The 26,236-nt window shown below is 70.8% G+C and carries 24 protein-coding genes and 1 pseudogene; 11 read left to right on the top strand and 14 right to left on the bottom strand.

Annotation, left to right across the window (positions count from 1 at the left end; all coding sequences use genetic code 11):
• Positions 1-19 precede the first annotated feature (19 nt).
• On the top strand, positions 20-484 hold the full coding sequence (locus ACFU3E_RS00555) for an ATP-binding protein (RefSeq protein WP_384149767.1): 465 nt from the start codon (positions 20-22) through the stop codon (positions 482-484).
• Between the two features lie 104 nt (positions 485-588).
• Positions 589-894 (top strand): hypothetical protein, encoded by a 306-nt coding sequence (locus tag ACFU3E_RS00550; RefSeq protein ID WP_384149764.1) that lies wholly within the window; start codon positions 589-591, stop codon positions 892-894.
• Positions 895-902: 8 nt separating this feature from the next.
• Here the strand turns inward: ACFU3E_RS00550 and ACFU3E_RS00545 are convergent, their stop codons facing one another.
• Both ACFU3E_RS00545 and ACFU3E_RS00540 read right to left on the bottom strand, forming a co-directional pair.
• Entirely contained in the window at positions 903-1,661 is a 759-nt protein-coding gene (locus ACFU3E_RS00545) for a hypothetical protein (protein ID WP_384149761.1), read from the bottom strand.
• On the bottom strand, positions 1,658-3,022 hold the full coding sequence (locus ACFU3E_RS00540) for a putative T7SS-secreted protein (protein WP_384149758.1): 1,365 nt from the start codon (positions 3,020-3,022) through the stop codon (positions 1,658-1,660). The genes ACFU3E_RS00545 and ACFU3E_RS00540 overlap by 4 nt, the downstream gene beginning before the upstream one ends.
• Positions 3,023-3,201: 179 nt before the next feature.
• Here ACFU3E_RS00540 and ACFU3E_RS00535 point away from each other — a divergent pair, with 179 nt between their 5' ends.
• From ACFU3E_RS00535 to ACFU3E_RS00525, 3 genes are all read left to right on the top strand, one after another.
• Positions 3,202-3,795, top strand: a complete 594-nt coding sequence (locus ACFU3E_RS00535) for a hypothetical protein (RefSeq protein ID WP_328339983.1) — start codon at positions 3,202-3,204, stop codon at positions 3,793-3,795.
• A 119-nt stretch (positions 3,796-3,914) separates the two neighbouring features.
• Positions 3,915-5,030, top strand: coding sequence for an ADP-ribosylglycohydrolase family protein (locus ACFU3E_RS00530; RefSeq protein ID WP_384149755.1), 1,116 nt, complete (start codon positions 3,915-3,917; stop codon positions 5,028-5,030).
• A 388-nt stretch (positions 5,031-5,418) separates the two neighbouring features.
• Complete coding sequence (locus ACFU3E_RS00525; RefSeq protein ID WP_384149752.1) at positions 5,419-5,808, top strand: hypothetical protein; 390 nt, start codon at positions 5,419-5,421, stop codon at positions 5,806-5,808.
• 106 nt (positions 5,809-5,914) lie between these two features.
• Here ACFU3E_RS00525 and ACFU3E_RS00520 read toward each other — a convergent pair.
• The 3 genes and pseudogenes from ACFU3E_RS00520 to ACFU3E_RS00510 all read right to left on the bottom strand — a co-directional run.
• Positions 5,915-6,186, bottom strand: a pseudogene (locus ACFU3E_RS00520) (IS5/IS1182 family transposase); the annotation flags it as partial.
• Between the two features lie 42 nt (positions 6,187-6,228).
• Complete coding sequence (gene mtnK / locus ACFU3E_RS00515; protein WP_384149749.1) at positions 6,229-7,524, bottom strand: S-methyl-5-thioribose kinase; 1,296 nt, start codon at positions 7,522-7,524, stop codon at positions 6,229-6,231.
• Positions 7,525-7,591: 67 nt separating this feature from the next.
• Complete coding sequence (locus tag ACFU3E_RS00510) at positions 7,592-9,217, bottom strand: flavin monoamine oxidase family protein (protein ID WP_384149746.1); 1,626 nt, start codon at positions 9,215-9,217, stop codon at positions 7,592-7,594.
• 169 nt (positions 9,218-9,386) lie between these two features.
• Between ACFU3E_RS00510 and ACFU3E_RS00505 the strand changes: the two genes are divergently transcribed.
• The gene (locus ACFU3E_RS00505) at positions 9,387-10,145 is read left to right on the top strand and encodes a hypothetical protein (protein ID WP_384149743.1); all 759 of its coding nucleotides are present in this window, start codon (positions 9,387-9,389) and stop codon (positions 10,143-10,145) included.
• Between the two features lie 146 nt (positions 10,146-10,291).
• Here ACFU3E_RS00505 and ACFU3E_RS00500 read toward each other — a convergent pair whose 3' ends face one another.
• Together ACFU3E_RS00500 and ACFU3E_RS00495 are read right to left on the bottom strand one after the other, a co-directional pair.
• Positions 10,292-11,863, bottom strand: coding sequence for a sodium:solute symporter family protein (locus ACFU3E_RS00500; RefSeq protein WP_384149740.1), 1,572 nt, complete (start codon positions 11,861-11,863; stop codon positions 10,292-10,294).
• A gap of 173 nt (positions 11,864-12,036) precedes the next feature.
• Positions 12,037-12,822, bottom strand: coding sequence for an SDR family oxidoreductase (locus ACFU3E_RS00495; protein WP_384149737.1), 786 nt, complete (start codon positions 12,820-12,822; stop codon positions 12,037-12,039).
• An 84-nt stretch (positions 12,823-12,906) separates the two neighbouring features.
• Here ACFU3E_RS00495 and ACFU3E_RS00490 point away from each other — a divergent pair, with 84 nt between their 5' ends.
• The gene (locus tag ACFU3E_RS00490) at positions 12,907-13,746 is read left to right on the top strand and encodes a hypothetical protein (protein ID WP_384149733.1); all 840 of its coding nucleotides are present in this window, start codon (positions 12,907-12,909) and stop codon (positions 13,744-13,746) included.
• Between the two features lie 3 nt (positions 13,747-13,749).
• On the opposite strand, the gene ACFU3E_RS00485 is transcribed toward ACFU3E_RS00490, so the two are convergent.
• Both ACFU3E_RS00485 and ACFU3E_RS00480 read right to left on the bottom strand, forming a co-directional pair.
• Positions 13,750-15,666, bottom strand: a complete 1,917-nt coding sequence (locus ACFU3E_RS00485; protein WP_384149731.1) for an MFS transporter — start codon at positions 15,664-15,666, stop codon at positions 13,750-13,752.
• Positions 15,667-15,827: 161 nt separating this feature from the next.
• The gene (locus ACFU3E_RS00480; protein ID WP_384149728.1) at positions 15,828-18,599 is read right to left on the bottom strand and encodes a D-alanyl-D-alanine carboxypeptidase; all 2,772 of its coding nucleotides are present in this window, start codon (positions 18,597-18,599) and stop codon (positions 15,828-15,830) included.
• A gap of 235 nt (positions 18,600-18,834) precedes the next feature.
• Between ACFU3E_RS00480 and ACFU3E_RS00475 the strand changes: the two genes are divergently transcribed.
• The 3 genes from ACFU3E_RS00475 to ACFU3E_RS00465 all read left to right on the top strand — a co-directional run bounded on the left by ACFU3E_RS00475 (position 18,835) and on the right by ACFU3E_RS00465 (position 21,105).
• Positions 18,835-19,590 carry a GPP34 family phosphoprotein gene (locus ACFU3E_RS00475; RefSeq protein WP_384149725.1) on the top strand — a complete coding sequence of 252 codons (756 nt, stop codon included), beginning with the start codon at positions 18,835-18,837 and terminating at the stop codon, positions 19,588-19,590.
• A gap of 268 nt (positions 19,591-19,858) precedes the next feature.
• Complete coding sequence (locus ACFU3E_RS00470) at positions 19,859-20,716, top strand: helix-turn-helix transcriptional regulator (RefSeq protein ID WP_358952697.1); 858 nt, start codon at positions 19,859-19,861, stop codon at positions 20,714-20,716.
• A 197-nt stretch (positions 20,717-20,913) separates the two neighbouring features.
• Positions 20,914-21,105 carry a DUF397 domain-containing protein gene (locus ACFU3E_RS00465; protein ID WP_248504116.1) on the top strand — a complete coding sequence of 64 codons (192 nt, stop codon included), beginning with the start codon at positions 20,914-20,916 and terminating at the stop codon, positions 21,103-21,105.
• Positions 21,106-21,210: 105 nt separating this feature from the next.
• On the opposite strand, the gene ACFU3E_RS00460 is transcribed toward ACFU3E_RS00465, so the two are convergent.
• The 3 genes from ACFU3E_RS00460 to ACFU3E_RS00450 form a co-directional block, all read right to left on the bottom strand.
• Complete coding sequence (locus ACFU3E_RS00460) at positions 21,211-22,089, bottom strand: MerR family transcriptional regulator (protein ID WP_384149720.1); 879 nt, start codon at positions 22,087-22,089, stop codon at positions 21,211-21,213.
• A 70-nt stretch (positions 22,090-22,159) separates the two neighbouring features.
• Positions 22,160-22,663 (bottom strand): glutathione peroxidase, encoded by a 504-nt coding sequence (locus ACFU3E_RS00455; protein ID WP_384149717.1) that lies wholly within the window; start codon positions 22,661-22,663, stop codon positions 22,160-22,162.
• A 9-nt stretch (positions 22,664-22,672) separates the two neighbouring features.
• Positions 22,673-23,665 (bottom strand): ArsR/SmtB family transcription factor, encoded by a 993-nt coding sequence (locus ACFU3E_RS00450; protein ID WP_384149714.1) that lies wholly within the window; start codon positions 23,663-23,665, stop codon positions 22,673-22,675.
• Between the two features lie 76 nt (positions 23,666-23,741).
• Here ACFU3E_RS00450 and ACFU3E_RS00445 point away from each other — a divergent pair, with 76 nt between their 5' ends.
• Positions 23,742-24,923, top strand: coding sequence for an MFS transporter (locus tag ACFU3E_RS00445; RefSeq protein ID WP_384149711.1), 1,182 nt, complete (start codon positions 23,742-23,744; stop codon positions 24,921-24,923).
• Between the two features lie 23 nt (positions 24,924-24,946).
• On the opposite strand, the gene ACFU3E_RS00440 is transcribed toward ACFU3E_RS00445, so the two are convergent.
• Both ACFU3E_RS00440 and ACFU3E_RS00435 read right to left on the bottom strand, forming a co-directional pair.
• Positions 24,947-25,426 (bottom strand): MarR family winged helix-turn-helix transcriptional regulator, encoded by a 480-nt coding sequence (locus ACFU3E_RS00440; RefSeq protein ID WP_384149708.1) that lies wholly within the window; start codon positions 25,424-25,426, stop codon positions 24,947-24,949.
• A 46-nt stretch (positions 25,427-25,472) separates the two neighbouring features.
• Positions 25,473-26,150 (bottom strand): hypothetical protein, encoded by a 678-nt coding sequence (locus tag ACFU3E_RS00435; RefSeq protein ID WP_384149705.1) that lies wholly within the window; start codon positions 26,148-26,150, stop codon positions 25,473-25,475.
• Positions 26,151-26,236: the final 86 nt, after the last annotated feature.

The raw sequence follows: 26,236 nt of genomic DNA, 5'->3' as shown, positions 1-26,236 counted from the left end.
GACGGCCACGCTGGGTGACATGAGCCAGAAATCCCTCGCTGAAATCAGCACCCCCGTACGCCACTTCACGATCCAGCTGTCCGCCACTCGAAGAGGCGCTCGACTGGCCCGCCTGCTCGCCGAACGCCAGCTCGACGAGTGGGGCGAGGCGTACGACGCCGCCGCGCAGGTGGTGGCGGAGCTGGCGTCGAACGCGGTGCTGCACGGACGCGTCCAGGGCAGGGACTTCCGGCTGGCCCTGAAGCTGCACGCCGACCGCACGCTCCGTATCGAGGTCACCGACGCCCGGGGCGACCGGATCCCACGGCTCCCGGGGCCGGTGGCGGACGACGCCGAGGGAGGCAGGGGCCTGCGCATCGTCGATGCGTACGCGGACCGCTGGGGCCTGACGCGGGCACCGGCCGGTGCGAAGACACTGTGGGCCGAACTCGGCACTCGCGACCCGGGTGTGACGGGGGAGGGGCCGGATCACGGCCTGTCGTGATCCCGGCGGACCTCGGCGCCGAAGAGCCCGAGGCGGGAAGGGATCAGGTCCGCCTGGGGCATCATGGTTCTGAACCGACGGATGATGAGCGAGGGGGCCGGGAGTTGTCGTTCCTGAAGTTCGCCAGTGACGAGGTCCTGGGGATGGCGAACACCCTGGAGACCAGCGGGGGCCAGATGAAGTCGGCCTCCAAGGAGATGAAGCACGCCGACTCCCGGCAGATCGGTCACGGAGGCCTGGAGTCGGCCTGCGACGACTTCGCCGATTCCTGGGACTACGGATTCGGGGAGCTGTCGAAGCTCACGAAGGGCGTGTCGAAATTCGCCCGGAAGGCCTCCGAGGAGTTCACCAGGCTCGACCAGCAGCTGTCCGACGAGCTGCGGAAGAAGCAGGCCAAGGGCAAGACGTAGGCGTCGCGTCAGTCCTCGGCCCGCTCCCGCTCCTCCCGCGGCACGTCGAAGCTGAGGGTGCGCCCGATCCGGGCCAGGCGTCCGCTGTAGGAGTCGAGAAGGAACACGGACGGCGTGGAGATCGTCACGTAGACGCAGTAGTCGCGCGGGGCGGGGACCACCAACTGGAGCGTGGCCATGGGAAGCGCCGGGCGTATCCTCTCCCCCGCTCCGCCGTCCGCCAGGCCGGCCTCGGCGGCCAGCCGGGCCGGCACGGTGACCATTCTCAACGAGGTGGACATCACTCCCGGGCCGCACGGCAGCTTGACCGCCAGCAGCATGTCCTGCCGGCCCTGCACGCCCTTGCCCAGCGGGAAGTCCAGCTCGCGCAGTTCCCTCTCGCCGGCGTAGAACTTCTGTTCCTTGGCCCGGTACACGCCCTCCGCCGTCAGCAGCCGGTCACGGTGCCCGCTCGGTTTCACGGTCACCGCGAGCAGCCCCATCGAGAGCCGCTCCTCGCCACCGACGTCCTCCGTGCCCAGGCACAGCGCGGTGAGGTCGACGGTCTCCTCTCCGCCCCGCGACAACCCCGGCAAAGCGGCCCGCAGTTGCTCCGTGGTGGCGGCCAGGTGCGTCTCGTCGGCGTCGGGGTTCAGCCTGGCCAGCGTCTCCCACCAGCCGTCGACAGCCGCGGGGTCGGGCAGCCGGACGAACTCGTCGGGAACCGTGTACCGGAACGCGTAGGGAGTCGCCCGGGCGGAGGCCGCCTCGATCGGGTTCCGGGTCATGCGGCGGTCCCGAAGTCCGTCGATTCCAGGCCCTTGGTGAAGCTGTCACCGGCGGAAGTGAGCGTCGCGGCCGTGTCGAACCGGGGACCCAGCGGTCCCGGGGCCATGGTCGTGGGCTCGTCGTCCGGCGGTTCGTAGGCGGCGAACCCGGCGCCCGGGCCGACGACGGGGATGTCGGAGATGTTCCAGTCGCCGTCCAGCCAGCGGCCGTCGTTGCTGTTGGATCCGAGCGCGAAGCCCGCCCCGGTGACCGTGCCGGTGATGTCGAGTGCCTGCCCCGTGGCGACGCGCACCCAGCCCTGGCCCGCCATGGCGAAGCCGCGCGCCGAGTTGGCCATGCCGCTCGGAATCTTCGCGATGTTGCCCCAGCCGCCGGAACCGATCTTGCCGAGCGTGGCCATGAAACCCTCCGTCGCCCGCAGCGTCCGCCCGGACTGCACCAGCAGCCGACCCGCCTGGGCGAGCTTGGCGCCGGCCAGGCTCGCGCCGCCCGCGACCACCCCGAGGGCATCCCACGCGAGGGTCTCCCAGGTCACGCCCTCCGCGCCGCCGATCATGGCGGCACTGTGGGCGGCCAGCGCGCCCAGGCCGACGAGGAATCCGATGAGTCCGAGGGCGCCCACGCCGGTGCCGAGCATCAGGGCGACCAGGCAGATCACGCCGATGACCATGGCGATGTCGGCGAGAAGGTCCCCGACGAGCTTCCAGAAGTTGGGGTCCGTCAAGGTGTCCCAGGCGTCGGAGAGGAACTCGGTGAAACCGTCGACGAGGTCGTCGAACCAGCCGGGCTCGGGCGGAGCGTCGTCAGCGGCGTCCTTGACGGCCCGGGCCGTGGCGTCCGCCGCGGTGACGTACTCGGCGTTCAGGGTGCGGGCCCGGGACCGCACGGCCTCCAGTTCGCCGTGGGCCGAGTCGTACGCCCGCTGCTTGCTCTCCTTGTCCTTGTCGTGCTTCTCCTGCTCTTTGTCCGGTATTCCGGATGTGTTACTCGGCAGGGCGTCCAGAGCACCCTTGGCGGTGCTCGCCTTCCTGGCCGCGGCTGCGGCCTCCTCCTCCAGCTTGCGGGCGCGGGCCTGGAACCCGTCGAGGCTGGTCTCCCAGTTCGACAGGACACGGTGCGTGGTCTCGATGGACCCGAGCGCCCGCTTCAGGTAGGGCGGAATCTTGTCGACGGACTTGGTGAACGCGTCGGCGGCCTGACCGGCCCAGATCCCGTCCGACGTGCCGACCTTGGCGAGCTGGGTCTGCGCCGTACCGCCCTCCCGGTTCACCCGGCCGATCGCCGAGACCATCAGCCGAACCGTCTCCAGGTCGCCCGGAGCCGGATCGAAGCCGAGATTGGGATATTCCGACGAACCCACCGCATGCCCCCCTGGTTTCCACGCCTGCCGACCGCTTCCCGCCCGGGGAACGCTGTCTGCTCGAGTGATAGGAAGCTATCCGTGGGACGAACGATTGCGCCATCGCCGTCATCACACCCTTACATGTCCACGAGGCCGCCTCGGGCCGGAACGGCCCCGCCCTCGACGCAGGAGGCGAGATGTTGCTGCAGACCCAGCTCAAGGCACTGCTGCAGGACGGCGCGCGGGGTGCCGAGCGGCATGACGCACGCCATCTGCAGCGCTCGTGGCGCAAGTTCGCCGCCTTCGCCTACGTCGTCGAGCAGTACGGCTACCGCTACGACGGGCTGTCACCCCTGTCGCCCCAGGGCAGTCCGAACCCGTACTTCGCCTTCCGGCGCATGCCGGACGCCGCGGAACGGGCGGCCCGCACCGCCGCCCGGTATCCGGACGCCCTGGACGGTGGACCGCTGCCCGGCATGCGTCCCGGCGGGCATCGCCTGCGTCCGCTGCCCGAGGCGCGGCGCGACGTCGATCTGCTGCACGCCCGGATCATGGTCGACTACAGCCGCACCCACCGGCGGCGGGGGCTGATCGCCCTCCTGCTCATCCCCCTGGTGCTGCTGATCCCGCTCTCGCAGACCGGCTTCTCCGGGCCGGCGCTCCTGGTCTGTGCCGCCGTCTGGCTGTTCTTCGCCGGTCTGTGGGCCCTCGGGCTGCTCATCGCCCGGCGCCGCCACCGGAAGTACGGCGAGATGCTGCGAGCCGCGGGGATCACCTGGCCGCGGACCTGAGGCCGCCGACCGGGACCTCCCGAGGGCACCCCCGCACCGTTCCGCCCCTGAACCCACCGTTCCCGTTCGATTACAGTGCTCGCTGTCGTACGTGTGCACGGTGCCCTGGGGAGGTCTAGGTGGGTGCGACTGCCGGCGCCGTCTGGGGCCGTACGGAGCAGCAGGACTTCCGCAGCCGGGTGCGAGGGACCCTGCTCGGCGTGGCCGTGGGAGACGCGCTGGGGACGCCGGTCGACGGGCTGACCGTCGACGCCATCCGGGAGGCGCACGGGCCGGAGGGCCTGGTGGACCTGGCCCCCGCCTACGGCAGACGCGGCGCCGTCACGCACCTCACCCAACTCACCCTGTTCTCCGTCGACGGCCTGATCCGGGCTCAGGTCAGGCGGGACACCGGGGCCTGGCATCCGCCGACCGATCTGCACCGGGCGTATCTGCGCTGGGCCGCCACCCAGCGCGACTGGGGGCCCGACGAGCGGCGCAAGGAAGACGGGTGGCTGGCGCGGGAGGAGTGGCTGTACGCGCGGCGTGACCCCGGCCGCGCGCTGCTGCTGGGGCTCGGCGACGAGACCATGGGGACTCCGGATGCGCCCAAGAACCCCGGGGAGGCCGGGCCCGAGGCCGCCGCCCGGTCGGCCCCTTTCGGGCTGCTCGTGGGCTGGGAGCCGCAGCTGGTCGCGCAGCTCGCCGTCGAGTGCGCCGCGCAGACCCACGGCCATCCCACGGCCTCCCTCGCGGCGGGCGCGTACGCCGTGCTCGTGCATGCGCTGGCGCTGGGCGAGAGCCTCGACGGCGCCGCGCAGCGGGCCTTCGGGCTGCTGGCCGCCCGGCCGGGGCACCAGCCGGTGTCGGACGCGTTGCAGCGTGCGCTGGGTGCCGTGCGGCAGGGCATGCCAGGGCCGGAGCGCGTGGCCGAGCTGAGCGGGGCGGGTACGGCGGAGGGGCTCGTCGCCGCCGCCGTGTACTGCGCGCTGGTCGCGGCCGACGTCCGGCACGGGCTGTGTCTCGCCGTGAACCACGACGGCCCGTCCGCCGCCACCGGCGCGCTGACCGGCGGCCTGCTCGGCGCGCTGCACGGGGAGACCGCCCTGCCACCGGCCTGGCTGGCCGAGCTGGAGGGCCGCCCCACCATCCTGGAGCTCGCGGACGACTTCGCCATGGAGATGACCCAGGGGCCCGCCCTGCACGGGCCCGGCGGATCGTCACCGGGCTGGCTCGCCCGCTATCCCCGGGCCTGACCGGCCCACGCGTGCGGCGTGAGGCAGCCGCCGGCGAAGCCCGAGGTCACGCGCCCCTGCCGCGCGAGGTCCGGTGGGCGATGCCCGGTCACCGGCGCGGCGGCCCGCAGGACCGTCGGCGGCGGGAGGCCGATCACTGGTCCGGCGGCGGGTTTCGGCGAGGGCCCGCTCGAGCCCTCCCGGGCCCGGCGCTGGATGCCGCCGCAAACGAAGGCCTGGTCACAGCGGGCCGAAGCCGGTGGCGCTGAGCCTACCGAGGCGAGGCAGCATCCACCCGGCCAGGGCCGCCGGCCCCTACTGCTCTCACTCATATGGAGTAACCCAGTTGCGCGGGTCAATCCAGCGGGGACGCTGGAGTGGTAGGCCCAATCGAGTGAAGGAGACACCGATGGCGCTCCTGGACGTAGACCTTTCGAATCACATTCCGGCGGGCTGGTACGCCACATGGCGCATCGACTCGTTCGCGGCAAACAGATTCCGCGTAGTGCTCAGGGACAGCCAGGCTACTCATGTCGACACGAACACCAGAGGCAAGGGCGGACCAGACCTCGTCGACACCAACTCCAAGAGGGTCGGTCCTGGGCTCAGGCTCACGGTTGAGAACATCAGCGCGTCCGACGGCGCGCATGTCGATGATGACTGGCACTTGGTCGTCAACCCGCGCGATCCGGCGCGCAGCCCTTGCGCCGTGGGCTATAACGCCTTCATTGAGGACTCGTCGGATTTCGACCTGAACGACCTGACGATCTCCCTCACAGCCCACAAGAGCGGCGCTTGAGCGGTCCAGCCCAGCCTCACGCTTCCGCAACGAGCCGAAGGCGCAACTCCCGTGTCGGATGGGCAACAGGAGCGAGCCCGCGCTCGTGTCACCGTTGTAAGACCGCGTGTCCGACCATGGGCTTCAGCCCTGCACTGTCGTGAGCGTTGCCGGCCGAGACGCCGACGAGGAGGGGCAGGCCGTTCCCGTCCGACAGGACGTGGATCCTGGAACTCGGCGAGCCCCGGTCCCCGGGGCTCGCACCTGAGTGTTCGCCCCCGCTCTAAGCCCGAACGTGGGCGGTGTCGAGGACGACGCGGGTGCGGTCGATGAGGCCGGCGTGTTGTCGAGCCGGTGCAGCACCGCCTCGTGCAGGCGGCCCCAGACGCCGGCTCTTGCGGCTTCGCGATCTCCCACAGTCCGTCCGGAACAATCCAACGGTCAGGCCTCTGAGGTCGCCTTGCGCAGAGTCCGGGCGGTTGCTGTCACATCGTGGATGCGCGGGTAGGCGGTAGGTCGGCTGAGCAGGCTACGCGCGAGGTGGAGTGCCGGCCGCTCACAGGCGGAGCGCCTGACAGGGTCGGTGATGCTGGTCAGATCAGCAGGCCGGGCGAACCCGAACAAGCGGCGGAGGATCTCGGCGGCGCAGAAGCCAAGCGCGTCTGCGAGTAGTAGGTCGAGGCAGCTGCGCCGTTCCCTATCAAGCGCGGCGGAGCCCTCCGGATCCGAGAACAGCGCCGGAGGGTAGGAGCTACCCGACCCGGTCGACTGCCAAAGGCGGAGGAAGTGGGCGTGGAAGTTGTCCCAGAGGGTTTCGATCGTATCGAGTAGCCACTCGTGCCGGTCCACACCGGGTTCGCTCGCCAGGCTGAGTCCGTCTTGGGCGAAGTAGCTGATGAACAGGTGGGCAAGGACGTTTCCGAGGTCGAAGCCCATCGGTCCGAAGCAGGCGAACTCCTGGTCGATCACACGAGTGCTTTGGGCTGTGACCATGATGGACCCGGTGTGCAGATCGCCATGGATCAGCGCCTCCTTCGACGTGAGGTACCGGCCCTTCAGCCGGGATACGGCGAGTTTGAGGGCGGTATCGCATCGAAGACGCTCGGCCTCTGTGTCGAGGGCCGGGCTGGTCCACCGGTTGCGCGGGTGGTGCACGTAGATGTCAGTGAAGACCATGTCCTCCATGACCCCGCACATCTCGGTGTTCGTCTCGAATTCGGACACCAGGAGGCGTTTTCGTTCGGCAGAGAGTGCCAGATCCGAAGTGAAGAACAGGGAGCGTGCCAGATATTCGGCGATGTGCTTCGCGAAGTTCGGATAACAGATGCCTTGAATCAGTCCATCACGCAGGACGGTGTGTTCCGTGAGGTACTCGACGGCCATGAGGTGCAGCGCAGGTTCGTGGTGCAGTGGCTCGGGCAGATACCGTTCCGCGCTCTTGCGGTGTTCGGTGAGGGCCTTGAACTCGAAGCCGTTCCGTCCCGGGTGAAGCGGCCAATCCGGTCCGGCTGCCCGCACGTACGGTAAGGCCTGTTTCACGCATACGGCGCCGAGCGGCCCGGTCACCGAGAAGACGAGATTGACATTGCCGTCACCGATTTCGCGGGCGGTCCAGTCGGCGGGAGAGCCCCCCAGCCTCCGGGCCAGTACCGCAGTCCCAGCCACGTATCGGAGAACACCGTCTTCATCGAGAATGGGGTAGTCGGGCTGGCCATCGGGCGCGGCCGGTGCGTACATGCTGTCCTCCAGGCATGAGGGCCGAGTCGGTACCAGATGTCAGTCGGGTGACTCCCGGGTGTTCCGTTCAGCACGGCAGTTCGCTGCCCTGTGGCCGCAGCCACGGCGGTGGGGCCAGGCCGAGATGGTCTTGCAGGACCCGTTCGGCGCAGCCCAGGGTCCCAGGGATCGAACCGGGATCGGAGGTCCAGCAGTCGCTGACGATGTGGACCGCGTGGCCGAGCGCGGGGGCACGCATCCGGCGTGTGATGCTGCGGGAATCGCGGCCCGGCTTCCAGACGTGCCATGCACCGTCGTGCGGGGGCAGGTTCCAATGCTGCCAGCAGGCCGAGACGGGGGCGGGGATTTCATGCATGCCGTGCATGGTGCACAGCAACCCCTGCGCGTGCTCGACCATGGCCGCGCTCGGCCGTGGGGTGTCCTCAGCGCGGGCTGCCGGGTGCGGCTCGGGAAACCGCGGGCCTTCGAGGAACCGATCCCAGTACGCCGCCGACGGACCGGTGGGGTAGGCCGCGAGCAGCAGTGCGGGACCGCCCCCCCGGCCGACTGACCCATCACGTTCGGCGCCTCCATACCACAATTGGCGAAGCGGAAGGTCCGTGGTGCTCCGTCCGGACGACAGGCCCATTCTCAGCCACCAGGCCTCCGGATAGGCGAGAAATAGCTTCAGGGCCGCAACTGCCTCTACAGAGTCGAGGTCGGCCAGCAACTGCGGGGTAAACAGCCACGTCGTGCGATCAAGTCGGCACAGCGCTCCTTGCGGCATCGCGAGGAGTACCTTGCGCGCACCCACCCGGACTCGTGTGCCGGTCGGCCTACCGAGCCTGTCCTCGATGGTGAAGGTCAGTTCATATGTCGGCCGGTGGCCGCCCTCGTGGACGACTTGGTCCACCCGGGTCAGGCGGTGCCCCAGGTGGGTGTGGCCGCCTGCAGCCGAGAAGCGGGCATGCAGCGCGCTCGGTAACCTCTGCATCCCGCCAGACAGAGTGACGTAGTCGGCGTCGACGGGAGTGTGAAACAGCACGTCGAGCCAGTCGGCCGCATTGCCGCCGGTCCGAGACGCGTCGTAGCCCCCCGCGTCGTCGAGGAATCGGATCGCTTCTCGGCTCAGCCCTGCCATCAGGACGGCCGCGCAGTCCAAGGTTCGCACCGGACGCCCGTCCACGGCCGTGGAATCGCGCAGGAGGCGGTATGCCCGCGCATGCTCGCCGGCCTCTCGCCAGCGCCCCTGTTCTGCGGCATGGTGGTATAGCCGCCGAAGTCGGCTGAACCCTGCAAGGGTCCTCTCCACAGCGAGGGCTGCCAGAGCATCCGGACTGCGTCCTTGCTCCGCGGCACGCAGTCTGTACGGCACCTCATGAGCGGAGCCGACGAGCTCACGCTGGTGCAATGCGGTGGCGCGCAGGTGGGTCAGATTCTCGCCCCGTCCGAAGTCGAAGGGGACGACTGCTTCTCCAAGGCCGAGGTGGTGGACCAGAGCCATGACCGAACGGAGCTGCCAGTGCAGGTGCATCGCACCTAGATCAGCCCAGGCACCCGGGGCGGGCCCCACTCGGGTGGACCAGACGCGGCCGCCGATCCGGTGGGACCGCTCGAAAAGCGCAACAGGCAGGTGTCCGAGCCCCGCCGATGCCGCAAGCCGGTAGGCCGCATAGGAGCCGCCGACGCCTGCTCCAACGACGGCTACACCCACATCGCATCGATCCACCGCTGCCTGCCTGTTGGTCCGTCTGGCGCACACCCGGCCTGCCCTCTCCTTTCACTCTATGCACAAGAGGCACATCATGGAGTGACCGAGGGGTGGGGTTCGGTGTCGTCGACAGGAAGGGAGGACTTCGAGGCGAGGAGAGCGCCGGTGAGAGGTGAACATCGGCACGATCGAAGGGCTACACGTGATCTTCAGGGAAGAGGTGCTGGCCAAGGCGCCGCCCGCTTACGACGGCCTGTCAGAGTACTTTCGTGACGTCCGCGCCTTCTTTGAGGTCCTCAGCGTCCGTTTCGCGATGCCCGAGTACGGGGTGAGCCTGCGGCCCATCCATGGGAACGAACTGTTCGCCAATGCGAACAGCTACCTGCTCTCCGACGACAGCTCGTACCCGTTCTATCTGTGGCTGCCCACGTGGCTGGGACGCTTCTACCTCGATCCCGAGAGGGTGCCGGACGAGTGCCCGACTGACGAGTGCCCGACCTCGCAGGCTCGGCTCATCGCCTTCGTCTGGCCCTGGCTGGGTTTCAACGACGCCTACGTCCAGGACGCGACGCGCCCGGAGTGCTGGTTCGGGGTGGCCGATCCGCAGCCGCGCGATCCGGAGGAGCGGGTCGGCACCACCGCCGAGAGCATTTTCAAGTACTTCCGTGTAGAAAGCACTCGAGAAGACGAGGTCGACGGATGGCTCACCGGCGGCTTCCGCGGTGAGCGGATCGGGTGCAGTCTGGATGGCCGCTGGTGCCTGCGGAGGGTGCCGCTGTCCAGACTCACGAGTTACTACCAGGTTGAGCAGAACATCATCCGGCCGCTGGCGGAGAAGTTCAGTGAGCTGACCGTCGCCCCCGCTGCGACCTCCGCGATCGACGGCCGTCCTGCCTCGGCTGCAGCAGCTCGGCGCAGCTCTCTCCGGTAACTCCCCCGCTGACCGGCCCCGGTGAGGACGGCAGGGGCGGGTACTTGCCCGCACCCTGGAGAAGGCCGTTCCGGCGGCGGCTGCCGGACGGCGGTGACCCGGCCGCATGCGCTGCAACTGTGCGGCCAGGTCGGCACCCTGTGGGCTCAGTCCGCCGCGCGCGCGCCCATCCTGTCCCCGACGCGCGCCGTCGGCGCAGGCACCGCGGCCGACGCGGCGCCGTCCCCGTCGGTGTTGATCTTCTCGATGATCGCCAGCCGCTCCGGGGTGTCCTCCGGCCTGATGTAGCCGACGAGGACGTAGAGGACCAGGGAGACCGCCAGCGGGATCGACACCTGGTACTGGAGCGGCACGCCGCCCTCGACGTTCCAGTTGACCGGGTAGTTCACGAGCCAGAAGGCGAGCAGGCCCATCGACCAGCTGACCAGGGCCGCCGTCGGGCCGGAGCGGCGGAACGCGCGCAGCAGACCCAGCATCATCGGGATCGCCATCGGGCCCATCAGACCGGCCACCCACTTGATGACGACCGTGATGATGTCCTTGAACGCGGGCGAGTTGACCTGCGTGGCCGCCGCCATGGACAGACCGAGGAAGACGACCGTGGCGATACGGGCGACCCGCAGGCCCTGGCTCTGGTTCCAGGTCCTTGCCCGCGCCCAGATCACCGGCGCGCAGTCCCGGGTGAACACCGCCGCGATGGCGTTGGCGTCGGAGGAGCACATGGCCATGGTGTGCGAGAAGAAGCCGACGATGACCAGGCCCAGCAGGCCGTGCGGCAGGAGCTGCTCGGTCATCAGGGCGTAGGAGTCCGAGCCGTCCGGCTTCTGCGACTCGACCAGCAGCGGGGACATCCACATGGGGAAGAACAGGACCAGGGGCCAGACCAGCCAGAGGATCGCCGAGAGGCGCGCCGAACGCTCGGCCTCCTTGGCGTTCGGCGTGGCCATGTAGCGCTGGGCCTGGTTGAGCATGCCGCCGTTGTACTCGAAGAGCTTGATGAAGAGGAACGCCAGCAGGAACACCGTGCCGTACGGCCCGACCAGCGGTTTCTCGTGGCCCTGGAGCGCGGGGGAGTCCCAGACGCCGAAGAAGCCGCCGTGGTCGTCGAGGCGGACGAAGACCGCCACGAACATCGCGATGCCGGCCAGCAACTGGATGATGAACTGGCCGAGTTCGGTCAGCGCGTCCGCCCACAGGCCGCCGATCGTGCAGTAGATCGCGGTGATGCCGCCGGTGATGAGGATGCCCTGGTTGAGGGAGATGCCGGTGAAGACGGACAGCAGCGTGGCGATCGCCGCCCACTTCGCGCCCACGTCCACGATCTTCAGCAGCATCCCGGACCAGGCCAGCGCCTGCTGCGTCTTCAGGTCGTAGCGGTTCTTCAGGTACTCCAGCGGGGAGGCCACGTGGAGCCGGGAGCGCAGCCTGTTGATGCGCGGGGCGAACAGCTTCGACCCGATGGCGATGCCGAGGGCGATGGGGAAGGACCAGGTGACGAAGGACGTGACGCCGTAGGTGTAGGCGATGCCCGCGTACCCGGTGAACATCACCGCGCTGTAGCCCGACATGTGGTGCGAGATGCCGGAGAGCCACCACGGCATCTTGCCGCCGGCGGTGAAGAAGTCGCTGACGTTGTCGACGCGTTTGTGCGACCAGACGCCGATCGCGACCATCACGGCGAAGTAGCCGATGAGCACGGCCCAGTCGAGACCGTTCATGAATCCCCTTCCACGGTGCTGCCGCCAGGGTCAGGCATGTGAACTCTGGGTTCGGTGACGTGCGCACGGCAAGCAAGAGGAGGGTCAAGAGACCGTAAAATAGTTCGGTGAGGTGACCTCAGTTTATGTACATGAACGAGAAGGTGTGGCTGGGAACCGTCGTCCAATCCCCCTCAGCGCATCAGTTCTCCCGCGTTCACCAGCAGCGACTGCCCCGTGATCGCCCGCGCCCGGTCCGAGGCGAGGAACACCGCCGCGTCCGCCACATCCCTGTCCGTCGCCAGCTCCGGCAGCGCCATCCGGTCCGTCAGCCTGCCCAGCACCGCAGCCTCCGACACGCCCTCCGACCGGGCGGCGAACTGCACGTACGCCTGCACCGGCGGCCCCCACATCCAGCCGGGCAGCACGGTGTTGACCCGGATCCGGTGAGGCCCGAGCTCTCGCGCCAGCGAGTACATCGCACTCGTCAGCGCCCCCTTCGACGCCGCGTACGCCGCCTGCCGCACCTGCGAGGGGGCGGCCACCGCCGACTGCGTCCCGACGAACACGACGGATCCGCCGCCCTCTTTGAGCGACGGCAGACAGGCCCGGGTCATCCGCAGCGTGCCCAGCAGGTTCACATCCAGCACCGTCCGCCAGGACGCGAAGTCGGCGTCCTCCAGCCCGCCGAAGTAGCCGTCGAGGGCGGCGACATGCACGACGGCGTCGATCCCGCCGAACCGCTCCCGCGCCACCTCCGCCAGCGCCTCGCACTGCGCCTCGTCACAGATGTCCGTGGCCCGGTACGCGGTGCACGCCCCGCCGGGGTCGACCTCGGCGGCCGTCTTCGCCAGGCTCGCCTCCGTACGGGCCCCGAGCACGGCACACCCGCCGTCCCGCACGACGGCCGCCACGACCTGCCGTCCGAGCCCGGCCCCGACTCCCGACACGACGACCGTCTTCCCCGCGAGCAGTGACATGGCAGGACCTCCCCGGACCGGACCCTGGCGTTCTATCTGACGGAGCGTCAGAGTATGAGCCGGCCTCCGACGAAGGGGAAGAGCATGAGCGAGGACACCCGCAGCGAGCTGTACGCCGAACTGGCCGCCGTCGGCCCCTACGGCACCCACCCCGGGCACGCCCTCATCACCATGGTCGAGCCGCATCCCGGCCACGAGTACGCGTACAACCGCTGGTACGAGGACGACCACTACTACGCCGGTGCGATGGCCATGCCCTGGATGTACGCGGGCCGCCGCTGGGTGGCGACGCGGGACCTGCAACTCCTGCGCTACCCCCAGAAGTCGGCGATCGCCCAGCCCGTCACCGCGGGCTGCTACCTCTCCACTTACTGGATCACCGCCGGCCGGTACGACGACCACATGCGCTGGACGGTCGCCGTCAACAAGCGCCTCAACCGGGACGCCCGCGTCTACCACGACCGCACGCACGTCCTCACGGCGTTCCAGAACCACGAGGCGACGGTGTACCGCGACGGAGCGGCCGGGCCTCGCGACGTCCACGCCCTCGACCACCCCTACGCGGGCCTGGTCCTCCAGGTCGTCGAGGCGGACATCCCCGGGCAACGCGCCCCGCTCCTGGAGTGGCTGCGCACCCGCCACCTCCCCAGGCGCCTCACAGGCTCACCGGCCGCGCTGGTGACGGTATTCAGCCCGACGCCCCTCCCCGGCGACCGCATGACGTACGTGAAACAGGTCGAGGGCGTCGACACCCGCCTGACGCTCCTGTGGTTCCTCCAGACGGACCCGAGGGAGTGCTGGGACCCCCACTTCACGGACCTCGACGCGGCGGTGACGGAGTCGGGCCTGGGCAGGGTGGAGCTGGTGGCGCCGTTCATACCGACGGTGCCGGGCACGGACACGTACGTGGACCGGCTGCGCTGAGGCTCAGCGCAGCTCCTCCGGGCACGGCGTGCCGCGGGGCAACTGGTACGGCGCCGCCAGGCGGTACGTCCCGGCCTTCGGGGCCAGCAACTCCGTCCACTTGTCGCCCTGTGCGTCCTCCTCCGTCTCCGCGAGGCAGCCGTTGACGTTCACGTACGTCTTCGGCTCGCCCTCGGGACGGTTCCTGGACTCCTCCGTCTCCTGGGGCGGCTTCAGGCTCTTGCCCTCCGCGTCGACGATGCTCAGCCACGGCGAGTACGGGATGCGGACCAGGACCCGGCCCGCCTTCTTCACCCGGAGGGTCATCTCGCCCTGCTCCGCCCGGTCGACCACCGCGTTCGGCTCCGCCAGCGAGGTCGGGGCGGCCACCCTGAACAGCTGCCAGTTGGCGTCTCCCCAGATCTGGGTCAGATACGGCAGCCCGCGCCGCACCAGCGCCCGCTCCCGCTGCCCCCCGTCACCGTCCGGCTCGCCCTTCGGCAGCACGACGTAGTGCACCGCCCAGCGCTTCAGCCACTCGTGGTAGTTCGCCGAGTTGAGCGTGTCGTCGTAGAAGAGCGGGTTGCGCTCCATGTCGGCCTGGCGGTTCCAGCCGCGGGCCAGATTGACGTACGGGGCGAGCGCGGAGGCCTCGCGGTGCGAGCGGGCCGGGACGACCTCGACCCGGCCCTTCTCGGCGCCGATCTCCTGCAACTCGTTGACGAGCGGCGCGAGCTCACGCGACCAGGACGCCGCCGGGGCCGTGTGCACGATGTCGTCGACCGTCTTGAAGCCGATCCACACGCCGAAACCGCACAGCGCCACGACGAGCACGTACCACTTGCGGCTGCGCGGCACCGTGAACGGCAGCGCGGCGACCAGCGCGACCCCGGCGAACAGCATCGCCAGCCGAGTGATGTTCGAACCGATCTGGGAGCTGATCAGCCACACCAGCACGACCCCCAGGCCGTACACCGCGGCCGTGAGCCGGACCGTCTTCCACTCCTGCGGGACCAGCACGTAGGCGAGGACCGAGAACGCGAGCGGCAGCAGCACCGAGCCGAACATCATCGGCTGTGTGCCCGAGAACGGGAACAGCCACGCCGACACCGCCACCACCGCGCTCGGCGCCAGGCCCAGCGTCCACGCGCCCGGCCGCCGCTTCTGCAGGAACAGCGCCACCGCCACCAGGCCCACGAACAGGCCCGCGACCGGCGACGCCATGGTGGCCAGCGCGGCCAGCGGCGCCGCGCTCAGGGCCTTCACCCAGCGCTTGTACCGCCACCGGTACGGCCAGCAGAACACGACGGCGACCGCGCCCAGCGCGAACATCATGCCCAGCCCGAACGTCACCCGCCCGGACACCGCGTTGCAGAACAGTCCGAACACACCGGCCAGCGACGCCCACAGCGGGTTGAGGACGGAACGGCTGCGCAGGAGAAGCAGGGTCAGCAGGCCGGCCGAGACCGTCCCCGCGATCATCATCGTCGTGCGCACACCGAGCACCGACATCAGATAAGGCGACACCACGCTGTACGACACGGGGTGCATCCCGCCGTACCAGGCGAGGTTGTACGCCGAGTCCGGGTGCCGGCCGACGAACTCGGCCCACGCGTCCTGCGCGGCCAGATCGCCGCCGCTGTTCGCGAACGTGAAGAACCAGAGGATGTGCAGCGCCGCGGCCAGGCCCGTGATGGACAGGACCGGGTGCACCAGCATGCGCTCACGCAGCGCCAGTACGGAGGCGGGCCACTCGAACCGCGAGCCGTTGTCACGGCCCGGTGCGCCGGTGCCTTCCGCCGTGCCCTCCGCCGCCGTGCTGTCTTGCGGCACGTCGTCCTGCGGCGCGTTGTCTTCCGGTGCTTCGGGCAGGCTTATTCGCGTGCCTGGTACCGAGCCCGGTTCGGCGTCGTCTGCGCGTGTCGGCTCCGCAGTGGCCACTCGAAGGCACTCCCCGTGTCCCGTCTTCTGTTCTCAGCTTCCGCTGCGCGCCGCCGCGAGCGGCGGCCTGTCCCGGTTCGGGACGCTAGCACGCACCCCGCCGGGCGGCGCCCGGACGGGCCGTTACCGGCGGAGTGCGGTGGCGCAGGCCGCGCCCCGGGTCAGCCGAGACGCGTGAGCTTGGCCGCGAAGCCCGGCTCCACCAGGTCCTTCTGGAGGGCGACCGGGACCTTCACGGCGCTGGTGGTGCCGTCGCCGACGGTGAGCGTGCCCACCTTCGTGCCGGCCTCGGCCGTGTGCGGCAGGTCGTCCCCGGCGAACGTCAGCCTGACGGACAGGCCCGCCCAGCCGACGGCCGTGACGTCCTCGGTGACGGCGACCGGTGTGCGGCCGCCGAGACCGTCGTCGGCGTACCCGACGATGTCGCCCTTCTTCAGGATCGTCGCCGACTCCAGCGCGCCCTGCGCGGCCCGGATCAGCTTGTCGCCCTCGTGGAGCGCGGCGCCCAGGATCGTGTTGTCCGGGCCGCCGGCGGGCTGGCGCACGACCGCGCCGATGATCCGGTGGGTCTCGCCGTTCACGTCCTTCTTGGCCGCGAACACGAGGTTGCCGAGCGCCGAGGTGGTGGTGCCGGTCTTGATGCCGGTGACGCTGTTGTAACCGACCAGGCGGTTCCAGTTGTCGTGCTTCTTCTGCTTGTAGTCGACGTACGACATCATCGCCGCGACCTCACGGAAGGCCGGCTGCTGCATGGCGGCCTTGGCGAGCTTCACCTGGTCCACGGCCGTGGAGACGGTCGTGTTGTTCAGGCCCGACGGGTCGGTGTACGTCGTGTTCTTCATGCCGAGGTCCTTGGCGGCGTCGTTCATCTTCTGCACGAACGCCTTCTCGGACCCCGCGTCCCAGCGGGCCAGCAGCCGCGCCACGTTGTTCGCGGACGCGATCAGGATGCTCTCCAGAGCCTCCCGCTGGGAGAACTTGTCGCCCTTGGTGACGTCGACGGTGGACTCCTGCCCGGCGTCGGACTGGTCCTGGGCGGCCTGGTCGATCAGGATCTTCGGGCCGTCCTCACCGCTCTTGAGCGGGTGGTCGCGGAGGATGACGTAGGCGGTCATGACCTTGGCGACGCTCGCGATCGGGACGGGCTTCTGCTCGCCGGAGGACCCGAACGTGCCGATGCCCTGGACGTCCAGCGCGGCCTGGCCGTCGGCGGGCCAGGGGATGTCGACCTTGCCGCCCTCGAAGGTGTAGCTGTCCTCGGCGGTGAGCTCGAGGGTGGGCGTGGGGAGCGGGCGCACGCTCTGCACGACTGCGAAGACGACCACCAGCAGCAGCACCAGCGGCGTCCAGATCTTCACCCGCCGGGCCGCCGTCCGCAGCGGCGTCTCCGGGGGCGGCGGGGTGTTCGTCAGCTCGGCCAGCAGATCCAGCGGCGGCCTGGGCGGCAGCGGCTGCTGCGTGGTCCGCTCGGGGCCGACGGCGGGGACGGGTGCGGTGGCGTCGGCCGGGGCGGCCGGCTTTTCGGGCGCCGGCTCGTCCAGGGGCTTGAGCGCGACGAACTTGCTGGTCCGCTCGGCGTCCTTCTCCGGAGCGTCCTTGGTGCCGCCCCCGAGCTTCAGCATGGTGGTGGGCTGATCGACCGGAGGCCGTACGGCCTTGAAGACGGCGGTGGGCTGGTCGACGGGCGGTTCGGCGGGGGCGTCGTCGGTGTCGTCGTCCGACTTGTCCGCGGTGCCGGTGGCTCCGCCGGGCTTCGGGGTCCCGTCGGCGCCGGTGGCTCCGCCGGTCTCGGCGCTGTCGGCGCCGGGCTTGTCCTCGGCGGCGCCGTCGGTACGGGACTTGCCCTCGGCGCCGTCGTCCTTGGAGGTGCCGTCCTTGGAGGTGCCGTCCTCGGCGGGGTGCTCGGCGTCGGGGTTCTTCGGCGCGTCCTCGGGCCCGGCGGTCTTCGGTGAGGTCCCGGGGACGGCGTCGTTCGGCGTGCTCCTGGGGTCAGCGGTCTTCGATGCGGCCTTGGTGTCGTCGTCCTTGGCGGCGTGCTCGGCGTCGTCGTCCTCCGGCGCGGCTCCGGGGGCGGCGTCCTTCGGTGCGGCCTTGGGCTCGGCGTCCTTCGGCGCGGTCTTGGCGGCGTCCTCGGTGCCGGAGGTCTTCGGTGCGGCCTCGGCGTCGGTGGAGATCCGCGGGTCCGCCGGCTTGGAGGCCTCGACCGCGGTCTTCTCGTCGGGCTCGGGCTCGGCCTCGTCCGCGGCGGTGCCCGCGCTACCGCCCGTGGCGGAACGGTCCGCCTCGGGTGCGTCGGCCTCGCCCCGGCTCCCCTCGGAGGCCGTGCCCGCGGCGTCCTGGTCCGCCTCGCCCCGCTCGGCCTCACGCTCGGCGTCCCCCGCGCCGGTGCCGTTCTTCACAGGCCCCGACGCGCCGTCGTCCTCGGCGTCCTTCCCGGCCCCCTGGCCGTCCGTGTCGGCCTCGGCGGGCTCGGCGGGCTCGTCCGTGCGCTCGGCGGCCTCCCGGCCGTCCTCGGCGTCCTTGCCGCCCCCCTTGCCGGCGGCAGGCTCCTCGCCCTCGTCCGCCGAAGCGACCCACGCGGCGACGGCATCCCGCAGCCGCCCGTCACTGCCCCCGGGGCCGGAGGACTCACCGGCCCCGGATCCCTCGGAGGAGCCGGAAGCACCCGGCCCGGCGTCAGCCGCCGCGTCCTCGGTGCCCGAGCCACCCGCAGCGCGCTCGGTGTTCTCCGGGTCCTCCGCCGTCCGCACGGACAGCACGCGGGTCGCCGTATCGGCACCGCCTCGTGCCGAGGACCTCTTCGGTTCCCGGGACACCGCGAGCCGCGGGTCGGCGGCTTCGCTCCTGGCCTCCGGAACCGGACTCGCGCTCCCCGACGTCTCTCGTGCCGACGACTCGCGCTGCTTCGACCTGTCGGGGGACTCGCCCGCCACCGATGCCTCCTCCTCGCGCCACACGCCCCGCGTGCGCGTACCGAACCGTGAACCGCCGCCCGTGACACCGCTCCGGCGCTGTCCGAACCATGTACCAGTGTCCTGTGTGCGGGCCAAACCCATCCGGTAGACGAGAACGACATACCTACTGGTTCCACTACGAACCGGTCACGCACCCTCGACAGACCAATGTGAGAGGGGTCACCCTGTCTTTCATCCACGCGGGGAGGCATGGATGGGCAGGAGCCGCAGAACACTTCCGGAGGAGCTTCTGCTGCTGGCGTTGGACCCGACCACGGGTACCACCGCACAGCCGCAGTCGCTCGACCTCGGTCTGGCCGGAGCACAGCTAGTAGAGCTGGCGCTGGCCGGACGGATAGCCCCAGACGGGGATCGTATCGCCGTGGTGGCACCACGGCCGACTGGAGATCCAACACTGGACTGCGCACTGGAGTTGCTGCGAAGGCGTGGTGCTCCCGTGCGTGCCGTTCACTGGATCGGCGGGCCGCGTCTCGGGCTGCGCCAGACCTACCTCTCGCATCTGGAGCGGTGCGGCATGGTGCACGCCGTGGCCGGCCAGATGTGCGGAGTGCTGCCGACGACTCGCTACCAGGCGACGGACACCGAGATCAGCCGGGAGATCAGGGCCCGGCTGGACTCCGCGATCCGCACCGGCGTACCGCCGGACCCGCGGACCGCGGCACTCGCCGCCCTCGCCCATGCGGTCGGCCTCGGCAAGCACCTGTACCCGGGCAACGAGGGACGCTCCTCTCGCTCCCGGCTCAGGGACCTGATCAGGCACGACCCCATGGGCGGTCTCGTCGCGCACGCGGTGATGGACGTCCAGAACGGCGTCGCGGCCCAGCCGCGCCGCAGCCCGGCACCGTCCGGCCGTCAGGCCGCCGGCGGAGCCAGGCCCGCAGCGGAACCCGCCCGCGGCGTTCCGATGCAACCGCGCCACGGAAGCATGGCGCGCGCCGTGGCCCACTGAGCCGCGCCGCGCCGGCACGACCTACGACCGGCACACGCACCACACGCACCACATGTACCGCGGGACCCTCGAACCCGGTCACGGGAGCCGCTGTCCGAGCGGGGCGGAGAGAGCGCACACTCTCTCCGCCCCGCTCGGCGTGCCGCGCCCGAACTGGCGTGTACCCGTCGCATATCCACCGTTTCCCAGCGGTAGTAAGCACCTTGGTGGCAGTCTGCTCAACAGCAGATACGCAAAGTAGAGGCACGCAGCCGGAGGTGCACGTCCCGTGGCGTCCAATGTCAATCCCACCGTCAGGCGGCGCCGGCTGGGCCAGGAGCTCCGCAGGCTCCGCGAGCTCAAGGGCATGACGGCCGAAGAGGTGGCCGAGCGGCTGCTGGTGTCGCAGTCGAAGATCAGCCGGCTGGAGAACGGGCGGCGCAGCATCAGCCAGCGCGACGTCCGCGACCTGTGCGGGGTCTACGAGGTCGAGGACCAGCGCATCGTCGACTCGCTGATGCAGATGGCCAAGGACTCCCGGCAGCAGGGCTGGTGGCACGCCTTCGGGGACATCCCCTACAGCGTCTACATCGGCCTGGAGACGGACGCCGAGTCGCTGCGGGTCTACGAACCCCAGATCATCACCGGCCTGTTGCAGACCCGTGCGTACGCCGAGGCCATCATCCGCGGCGGCTCGCCGGAGGCCTCGGAGGCGGACAACGACAAGCGCGTCGAGGTCCGGCTGCGCCGGCAGGGCCGGATCACCGCCGACACGGAACCGCTGCGGCTGTGGGTGGTCCTGGACGAGGCGTCCCTGCACCGGATCGTCGGCAGCCGGCCGGTGATGCGCGAGCAACTGGAGCACCTCGTCGAGATGTCGCAGCTGCCCCACATCACCGTGCAGGTCCTGCCGTTCGAGGTCGGCGCGCACGCCGGCATCAACGGCCAGTACTCGATCCTGGAGTTCGCCGACGCGGCCGACTCGAGCGTGGTCTACATCGAGGGCGTCACCAGCGACCTGTACCTGGAGAAGCCGCTCGACGTGCAGAAGTACACGGTGATGTACGAGCACTTGCGGGCCCAGTCGCTGAACGTGGACCAGTCGCGGCAGCTCATCGAGCGGGTGGCGAAGGAGTACGCGCGCTGAGCCGCCGCCGGAGGACGACCTTCCGTCGGGCAAAGCGCCGGATGCTACACCCCTGACACGCCTGACTGGAAGTCTCCCCTGGAATATGCCATCCAGTCGAGTGAATGGCTGCTCCGAACGAGGATGTTGGCGAGTAGCGTCGATCACGCCAACCATCAGCACGGGTTGGCGTAAACGCAACTGGCAACGGAGCGAACATGGCAATTCGTCTGGGCACCACGGAAACGTGGACGACGTCCTCCTACACCAACAACAACGGCGCGTGCGTGATGGTCAGGTCGACCGTCGACGAGGCCCTGGAGCTCGGGGACACCAAGATCCCCGAGGGGCCCAAACTGGCGTTTCCCGCCGACGCGTGGAACGCCTTCGTGGCCTCGGTCAAGGCCTGACCCCGCGATCGACAGCACCACAAGCACCACCGACAGAGCCCTCTCGACCAGCATCGCCGTCCTTGCCGAGAGGGCTCCGCTTGTGCCCGGATCCCTGAGGGGGGATCAGCTCACCGGGAACGCCACGTCACACACCGGGTCCTCGGGCCCCGTCGCCGCCCAGTCGGCGAAGTAGAGCTCCCGGCAGGGGCCGGTCGCCGTCAGACCCTCCGCCGCCATCCACTCCTCCACCGCCTCGAACGCGGCAAGGATCTGCGGGTGCGCCACCTGCGCCTTCGTGATCCTGGTGTACGCCAGCCGCCGGGCCGGCTCCACCCGGACCGCCGTCTCCCACACCCTCCCGTGCCGCTCCGCCCACGCCCGGGCCGCCGCCTCGTCGGCCACCGGCACACACGCCTCCGCCGGTCCGTCGCTCTCCATCGACACCTCCGCGTGATAGGCGACGTACGGCACCCCGGCCACACCCCCGCACTCCCGGGCCGCCTCCGCCAGCCGGCCCAGCGCCGCCCCGATCCACGCCGGCAGCTCGTCCGCCAGCGTGTGCCGCTTCTCGGAGATCACCACCTGCGCGGGTGTCTCCACCGTCTCGACCGCGAACTTCCCGTACATCTCGGAACTCCTCCCCGACAGTCGTCCACGGAGGTACTCGGCGAGCGTCCGCTGCCCCGCCACCCGCGCCTCGACATCAGCCCAGTACACGCCGAGCAGCCCGGCCGCCGTAGGCCCGTCGCCCGCCGCGACCACCTCGGCGATCCGGGCGAGTGGCATGTCCAGCTGCCGCAGCATCGCCACCAGCCGGGCCCGTTCGACCTGGCCGGCGCGGTAGTAGCGGTAGCCGGTGGCCGCGTCGACATGCGCCGGCGCCAGCAGGCCCAGCCGGTCGTACAACCGCAGGGCCTTCGCCGACAGGCGGGCGTGCGCGGCGAACGCCCCGATGGTGAGCAACTCCTGGTGCGGTCCGTCCACCACGGCAACCTCCGTCATCGGGCGGCTCTTCCGCCCGATGAGGAGGACGCTCGGGCCTGCCCCAGGGGCAAGGTCAAGCGGCGGGCCGTCAGGCCAGCTGGGCCTCGATCGCCGCCACGACCTCCGCCGAGTCCGGCTCGGTCTGCGGCGAGAAGCGGGCCACGACCCGGCCGTCGCGGCCGATGAGGAACTTCTCGAAGTTCCAGCGGATGTCCCCGCTGTGCCCCTCGGCGTCCGCGAAGCCGGTCAGGCGGTCGTACAGCGGATGCCGGTCGTCGCCGTTCACCTCGACCTTCTCGGTCATCGGGAAGGTCACGCCGTACGTCGCCGAGCAGAACTCGGCGATCTCGTCGGCGCTGCCGGGCTCCTGTCCGAGGAACTGGTTGCAGGGCACGCCGAGCACGGAGAAGCCGCGCTCGGCGTACTGCTCGTGGAGCTTCTCAAGGCCCGTGTACTGCGGGGTCAGACCGCACTTGGAGGCGACGTTCACCACGAGCACCGCCTTGCCCGCGTACTGGGACAGGCCGGCCGAACCGCCCTGCAGCGCACCGATCTCGACATCGAGGGGAGAGGAACCGTTGTTGGTCGTCATGTTCGGATGCTAACTCTGCCGGGTTTCGGCCCGGTTCTCGCCCTCCGCAGCCTCCACCAGCACCTGCCCCGCCGCCGTCCGCGAGTACAGCACCGACCTGCCCGCCCGCCGCCGCTCCACGAGACCGGCGTCCAGCAGCACCCGCAGATGCCGCCCGACCGAGCCGAGCCCCTGCCCGGTCACGGCGACCAGCTGGCTGGTGCTCAGGGACGAGCCGAGCCGGACCAGCACACCGGCGCGGGCGGTGCCGAGCAGCGCGCCGAGGCCCGCGGGCACGGGCCGGGCGCCCGGGTCGGCGAGAGCCCCGGAGCACGGGTAGACCAGGGCGTACCGGTCCGTCCCCTCCCACGCCACCCAGCCGATGCGCTGCGTGGTGACGGGCACGAAGACCAGCTCGGCGCCGGACAGCTCGCGCGGCGGGTACTCGTGCGCGTTGACCTGGAGCCGGTTCTCCCCGAGCCACCGCGTCCCCGGCCGCAGCGTGTCCAGCGCACTCGCCCAGCCGCCCCGACTGACCCGCGCGGTCCGCGCGACCACATCGGCTTCGAGGATGCGCCGGCGGTGCGGCCAGTACGGTCGCACGGCCGTGGTCCAGACGTACGTCAGAAGGTCCGCGGCGCGCTCGGGCAGGTCGTCCCGGTGCAGCCGGGCCGGGACCGGGCCGCGCAGGGAGACGGTGAGGTCGGCGCGGGCCGCACCCGGGTCGGCCGCCCGCACGCGCGCCACGCCCTGCTCGAAGGTCTCCCCGTCGCGCGGGGCGGGGGAGAGGAAGTCGGCCGTCCACTCCCGCCCGATCCCGGCGCGGACCAGTTGCGCGGTCACCGGGTCCCGTGCCAGCCGCCGCCGGTAGGCCGGCAGATGCGCGTCGAGCCACCGTCGCTCACCGGGATGCGCCGCCTCGGCGGTGTCCAGCAGCCGAAGACTCGCGAAGGACTCGGCGAACGGCGAGATCACGAACCGGCTCCGGGCCAGGGTGTCGGCGTTGATCTGCCACCAGCCCACGGGCCACCCCCTCCCCGAGGTTTCGCGTGTGCGCGAAACAATAACCACGCGATCGGGGGCGTCGAAGACTCCGCGTATGCGCAGCTACCGCGACCTGTTCCGCACCCCCGAGTTCACCCCCTTCTTCCTGGCCGCGTCGGCGCAGACGGTCGCCCAGACCATGAGCGGACTGGCCCTGGGGACCCTGGTCTACCGGGCGACCGGGTCACCGCTGCTGTCCGCGGTGAGCATGTTCGGCTCGTCGCTGGTGCAGGTGCTGGGCGCGACCTTCCTGCTCTCCGCCGCCGACCGGCTGCCCCCGCGCGCGGCCCTGACGGCCCTGCCCCTGCTCTTCGCGATAACCACCGCCGCCCTGGCCCTGCCCGGCCTGCCCCTCTGGGGGCTCTTCGCGATCGTCCTCGCCAAGGGGCTGGTGGAGTCGGTGGGCGGGGGAGTGCGCTGGGGCCTGCTCAACGAGATCCTCTCCACGGACGGCTATCTGCTCGGCCGCTCGGTGTTCAACATGATGAGCGGCCTCATGCAGGTCACCGGCTACGCGACCGGCGGCGCGCTCGTGGCCCTGCTGTCCCCGCGGATCTCCCTGCTCGCGGCAGCCGCCCTGTACGTCATGGCGGCCGCCGTCGTCCGCCTCGGGCTGACCCGCCGCCCGCCCCGTACGACGGGCCGCCCCTCGGTGGCGGCGACCTGGCGCGCCAACGCGCTGCTCTGGTCCTCCCCGCCCCGCCGCCAGGTCTATCTGGCCCTGTGGATCCCCAACGGCCTGGTCGTCGGCTGCGAATCCCTCTACGTCTCCTACGCCCCCGACTCCGCCGGCACCCTGTTCGCCTGCGCGGCGCTGGGCATGCTGGCCGGGGACGTGCTGGTCGGCCGCGTGCTCCCGCCGCGCCTGCGCTCCCGCCTGGGCTTCCCGCTCCTGCTGCTCCTGGCCGTCCCGTACGTGCCGTTCCTTCTGCACCCGGCGCTTCCGCTCGCGGCGGCCGCGGTGACGCTGGCCTCCGTGGGGTTCGGCGCGAGTCTCGTGCAGCAGGAGCGGCTGGTGGCCCTCACCCCCGACGGGCTCACAGGGCATGCCCTGGGGCTGCACTCGGCGGGGATGCTCACGATGCAGGGGGTGGCGGCGGCGCTCGCGGGGTCGGTGGCCCAACTGACGTCCCCGGCCGGGGCGATGACGGCGATGGCCGTGGGGTCGGCGGGAGTGACGCTGCTGCTGACGGGCGCGGGGAAGCGGGAGGAACTCCGGGCGGTGGAAGTCCGCTGAAACGGCCGCCGGCGGGAGGTCCGCTAGTCGATGCCGGAAGCCGGGACCGCCCCGGCCTCCACGAACACCTCGGGAACCTCGTTGTCCGCCACGACCCGTGACAGCAGCACGGCCAGCCGGTCCCGCTCCGGGCCGCTCAGCCCGGACGGCAGGGCCTCCATACGACGGCAGGTCTCGGCGTGGAACTTCCCGGCGAGCACGGCCCCTTCGTCCGTCAGGCCCACCCGCACGGCCCGTCCGTCGCGCGGGTCGGGCTCCCGCCGCACCAGGCCTCGCCGCACCGTCCGGTCCACCAGCCCGGTCAGGCTCGACCTCGCCAGCCCGAGCGTCTCGCCGAGTTCGCTCATCCCGTGTGGCTGGGGTATCAGCACACACAGCAACTGCCCCTGCTGCGGCGTCAGTCCGTACGCCCGGCCGGCCTCCGCGTACACACCGTCGACCAGGAACGCCGCGCGCACCAGCGCGGCGACGACCCCCACCTGTCCGGCTGCCCCGTTCCCCATCGGGTCAGGGTACCGACCGGTCAGTCCCCCGTGCCGGGCGTGTGGGTCACTCCTCGTCCGGGGCCTCGCCCTCGATGAGGCGTTCCGCGATGTCGTCGGCCCACTCCTGGGCCCAGCGGCGCAGTTCGGCGACGGACGGGGCGTCGAGGCCGGTGAACGCCCTGTCGTCGAGCCAGTCCGTGCCGGTCAGCCTGGCCTGGAGGTCGGTGAGGTCGAAGGTGTCGGGGGCGTGGCGGCGGCCGAGCTCCTCGAGTTCGGGGTGGCTCCAGCGGGCCGAGGCGGCGTGTACGTCGACCAGGTCGCGCGCGAGTCCGCGGTCGGCCAGGTCCCGCACCCGGGTGCCGACGAGGTCGTCGAGGGAGAGCGCGGGACCGAGCTCCGTCTCCACGGGAGGGCGCCACAGCATCTCCTTGTGCAGAGCGACCTCGCTCTCCACACCGCTCGCCGCGTCGGTCACGAGGAACTGGGCGGACAGCGGCCCGGTCTCCAGGGTCTGCACGAGCCAGCCGCGTCCGACCAGCCCGGTCCGGACGGCGTCCGCGACGGCCTCCATCGGGGCCGGGTGCTCCGTGGCGACGTCCACGTCCCGCCCGGCCCGCTCCACCAGCCCGTGCGCCAGCACCGCGTATCCGCCGGCGAGGACGAGGGAGTAGGCCTCACCCACCGCCAGCAGATCACCGAGCAGCCGGCCGGAGGGCTCGGGGACGGGAGGAGGGGCGGGCATGTCCTGATTATCGCGTGGGGGTGGCGGAGGGCTGAGGTGATCGGCCCGGACGGGTGACAGGGGGCCGGCGCGGCGCCTTCCCGGGG

The sequence above is a fragment of the Streptomyces sp. NPDC057424 genome (assembly GCF_042803315.1).
In the GTDB taxonomy this organism is placed as follows: Bacteria; Actinomycetota; Actinomycetes; order Streptomycetales; family Streptomycetaceae; genus Streptomyces.
The sequence above is the reverse complement of the archived record's forward strand: the minus strand, read 5'-3'. Positions and strand labels throughout refer to the sequence as shown.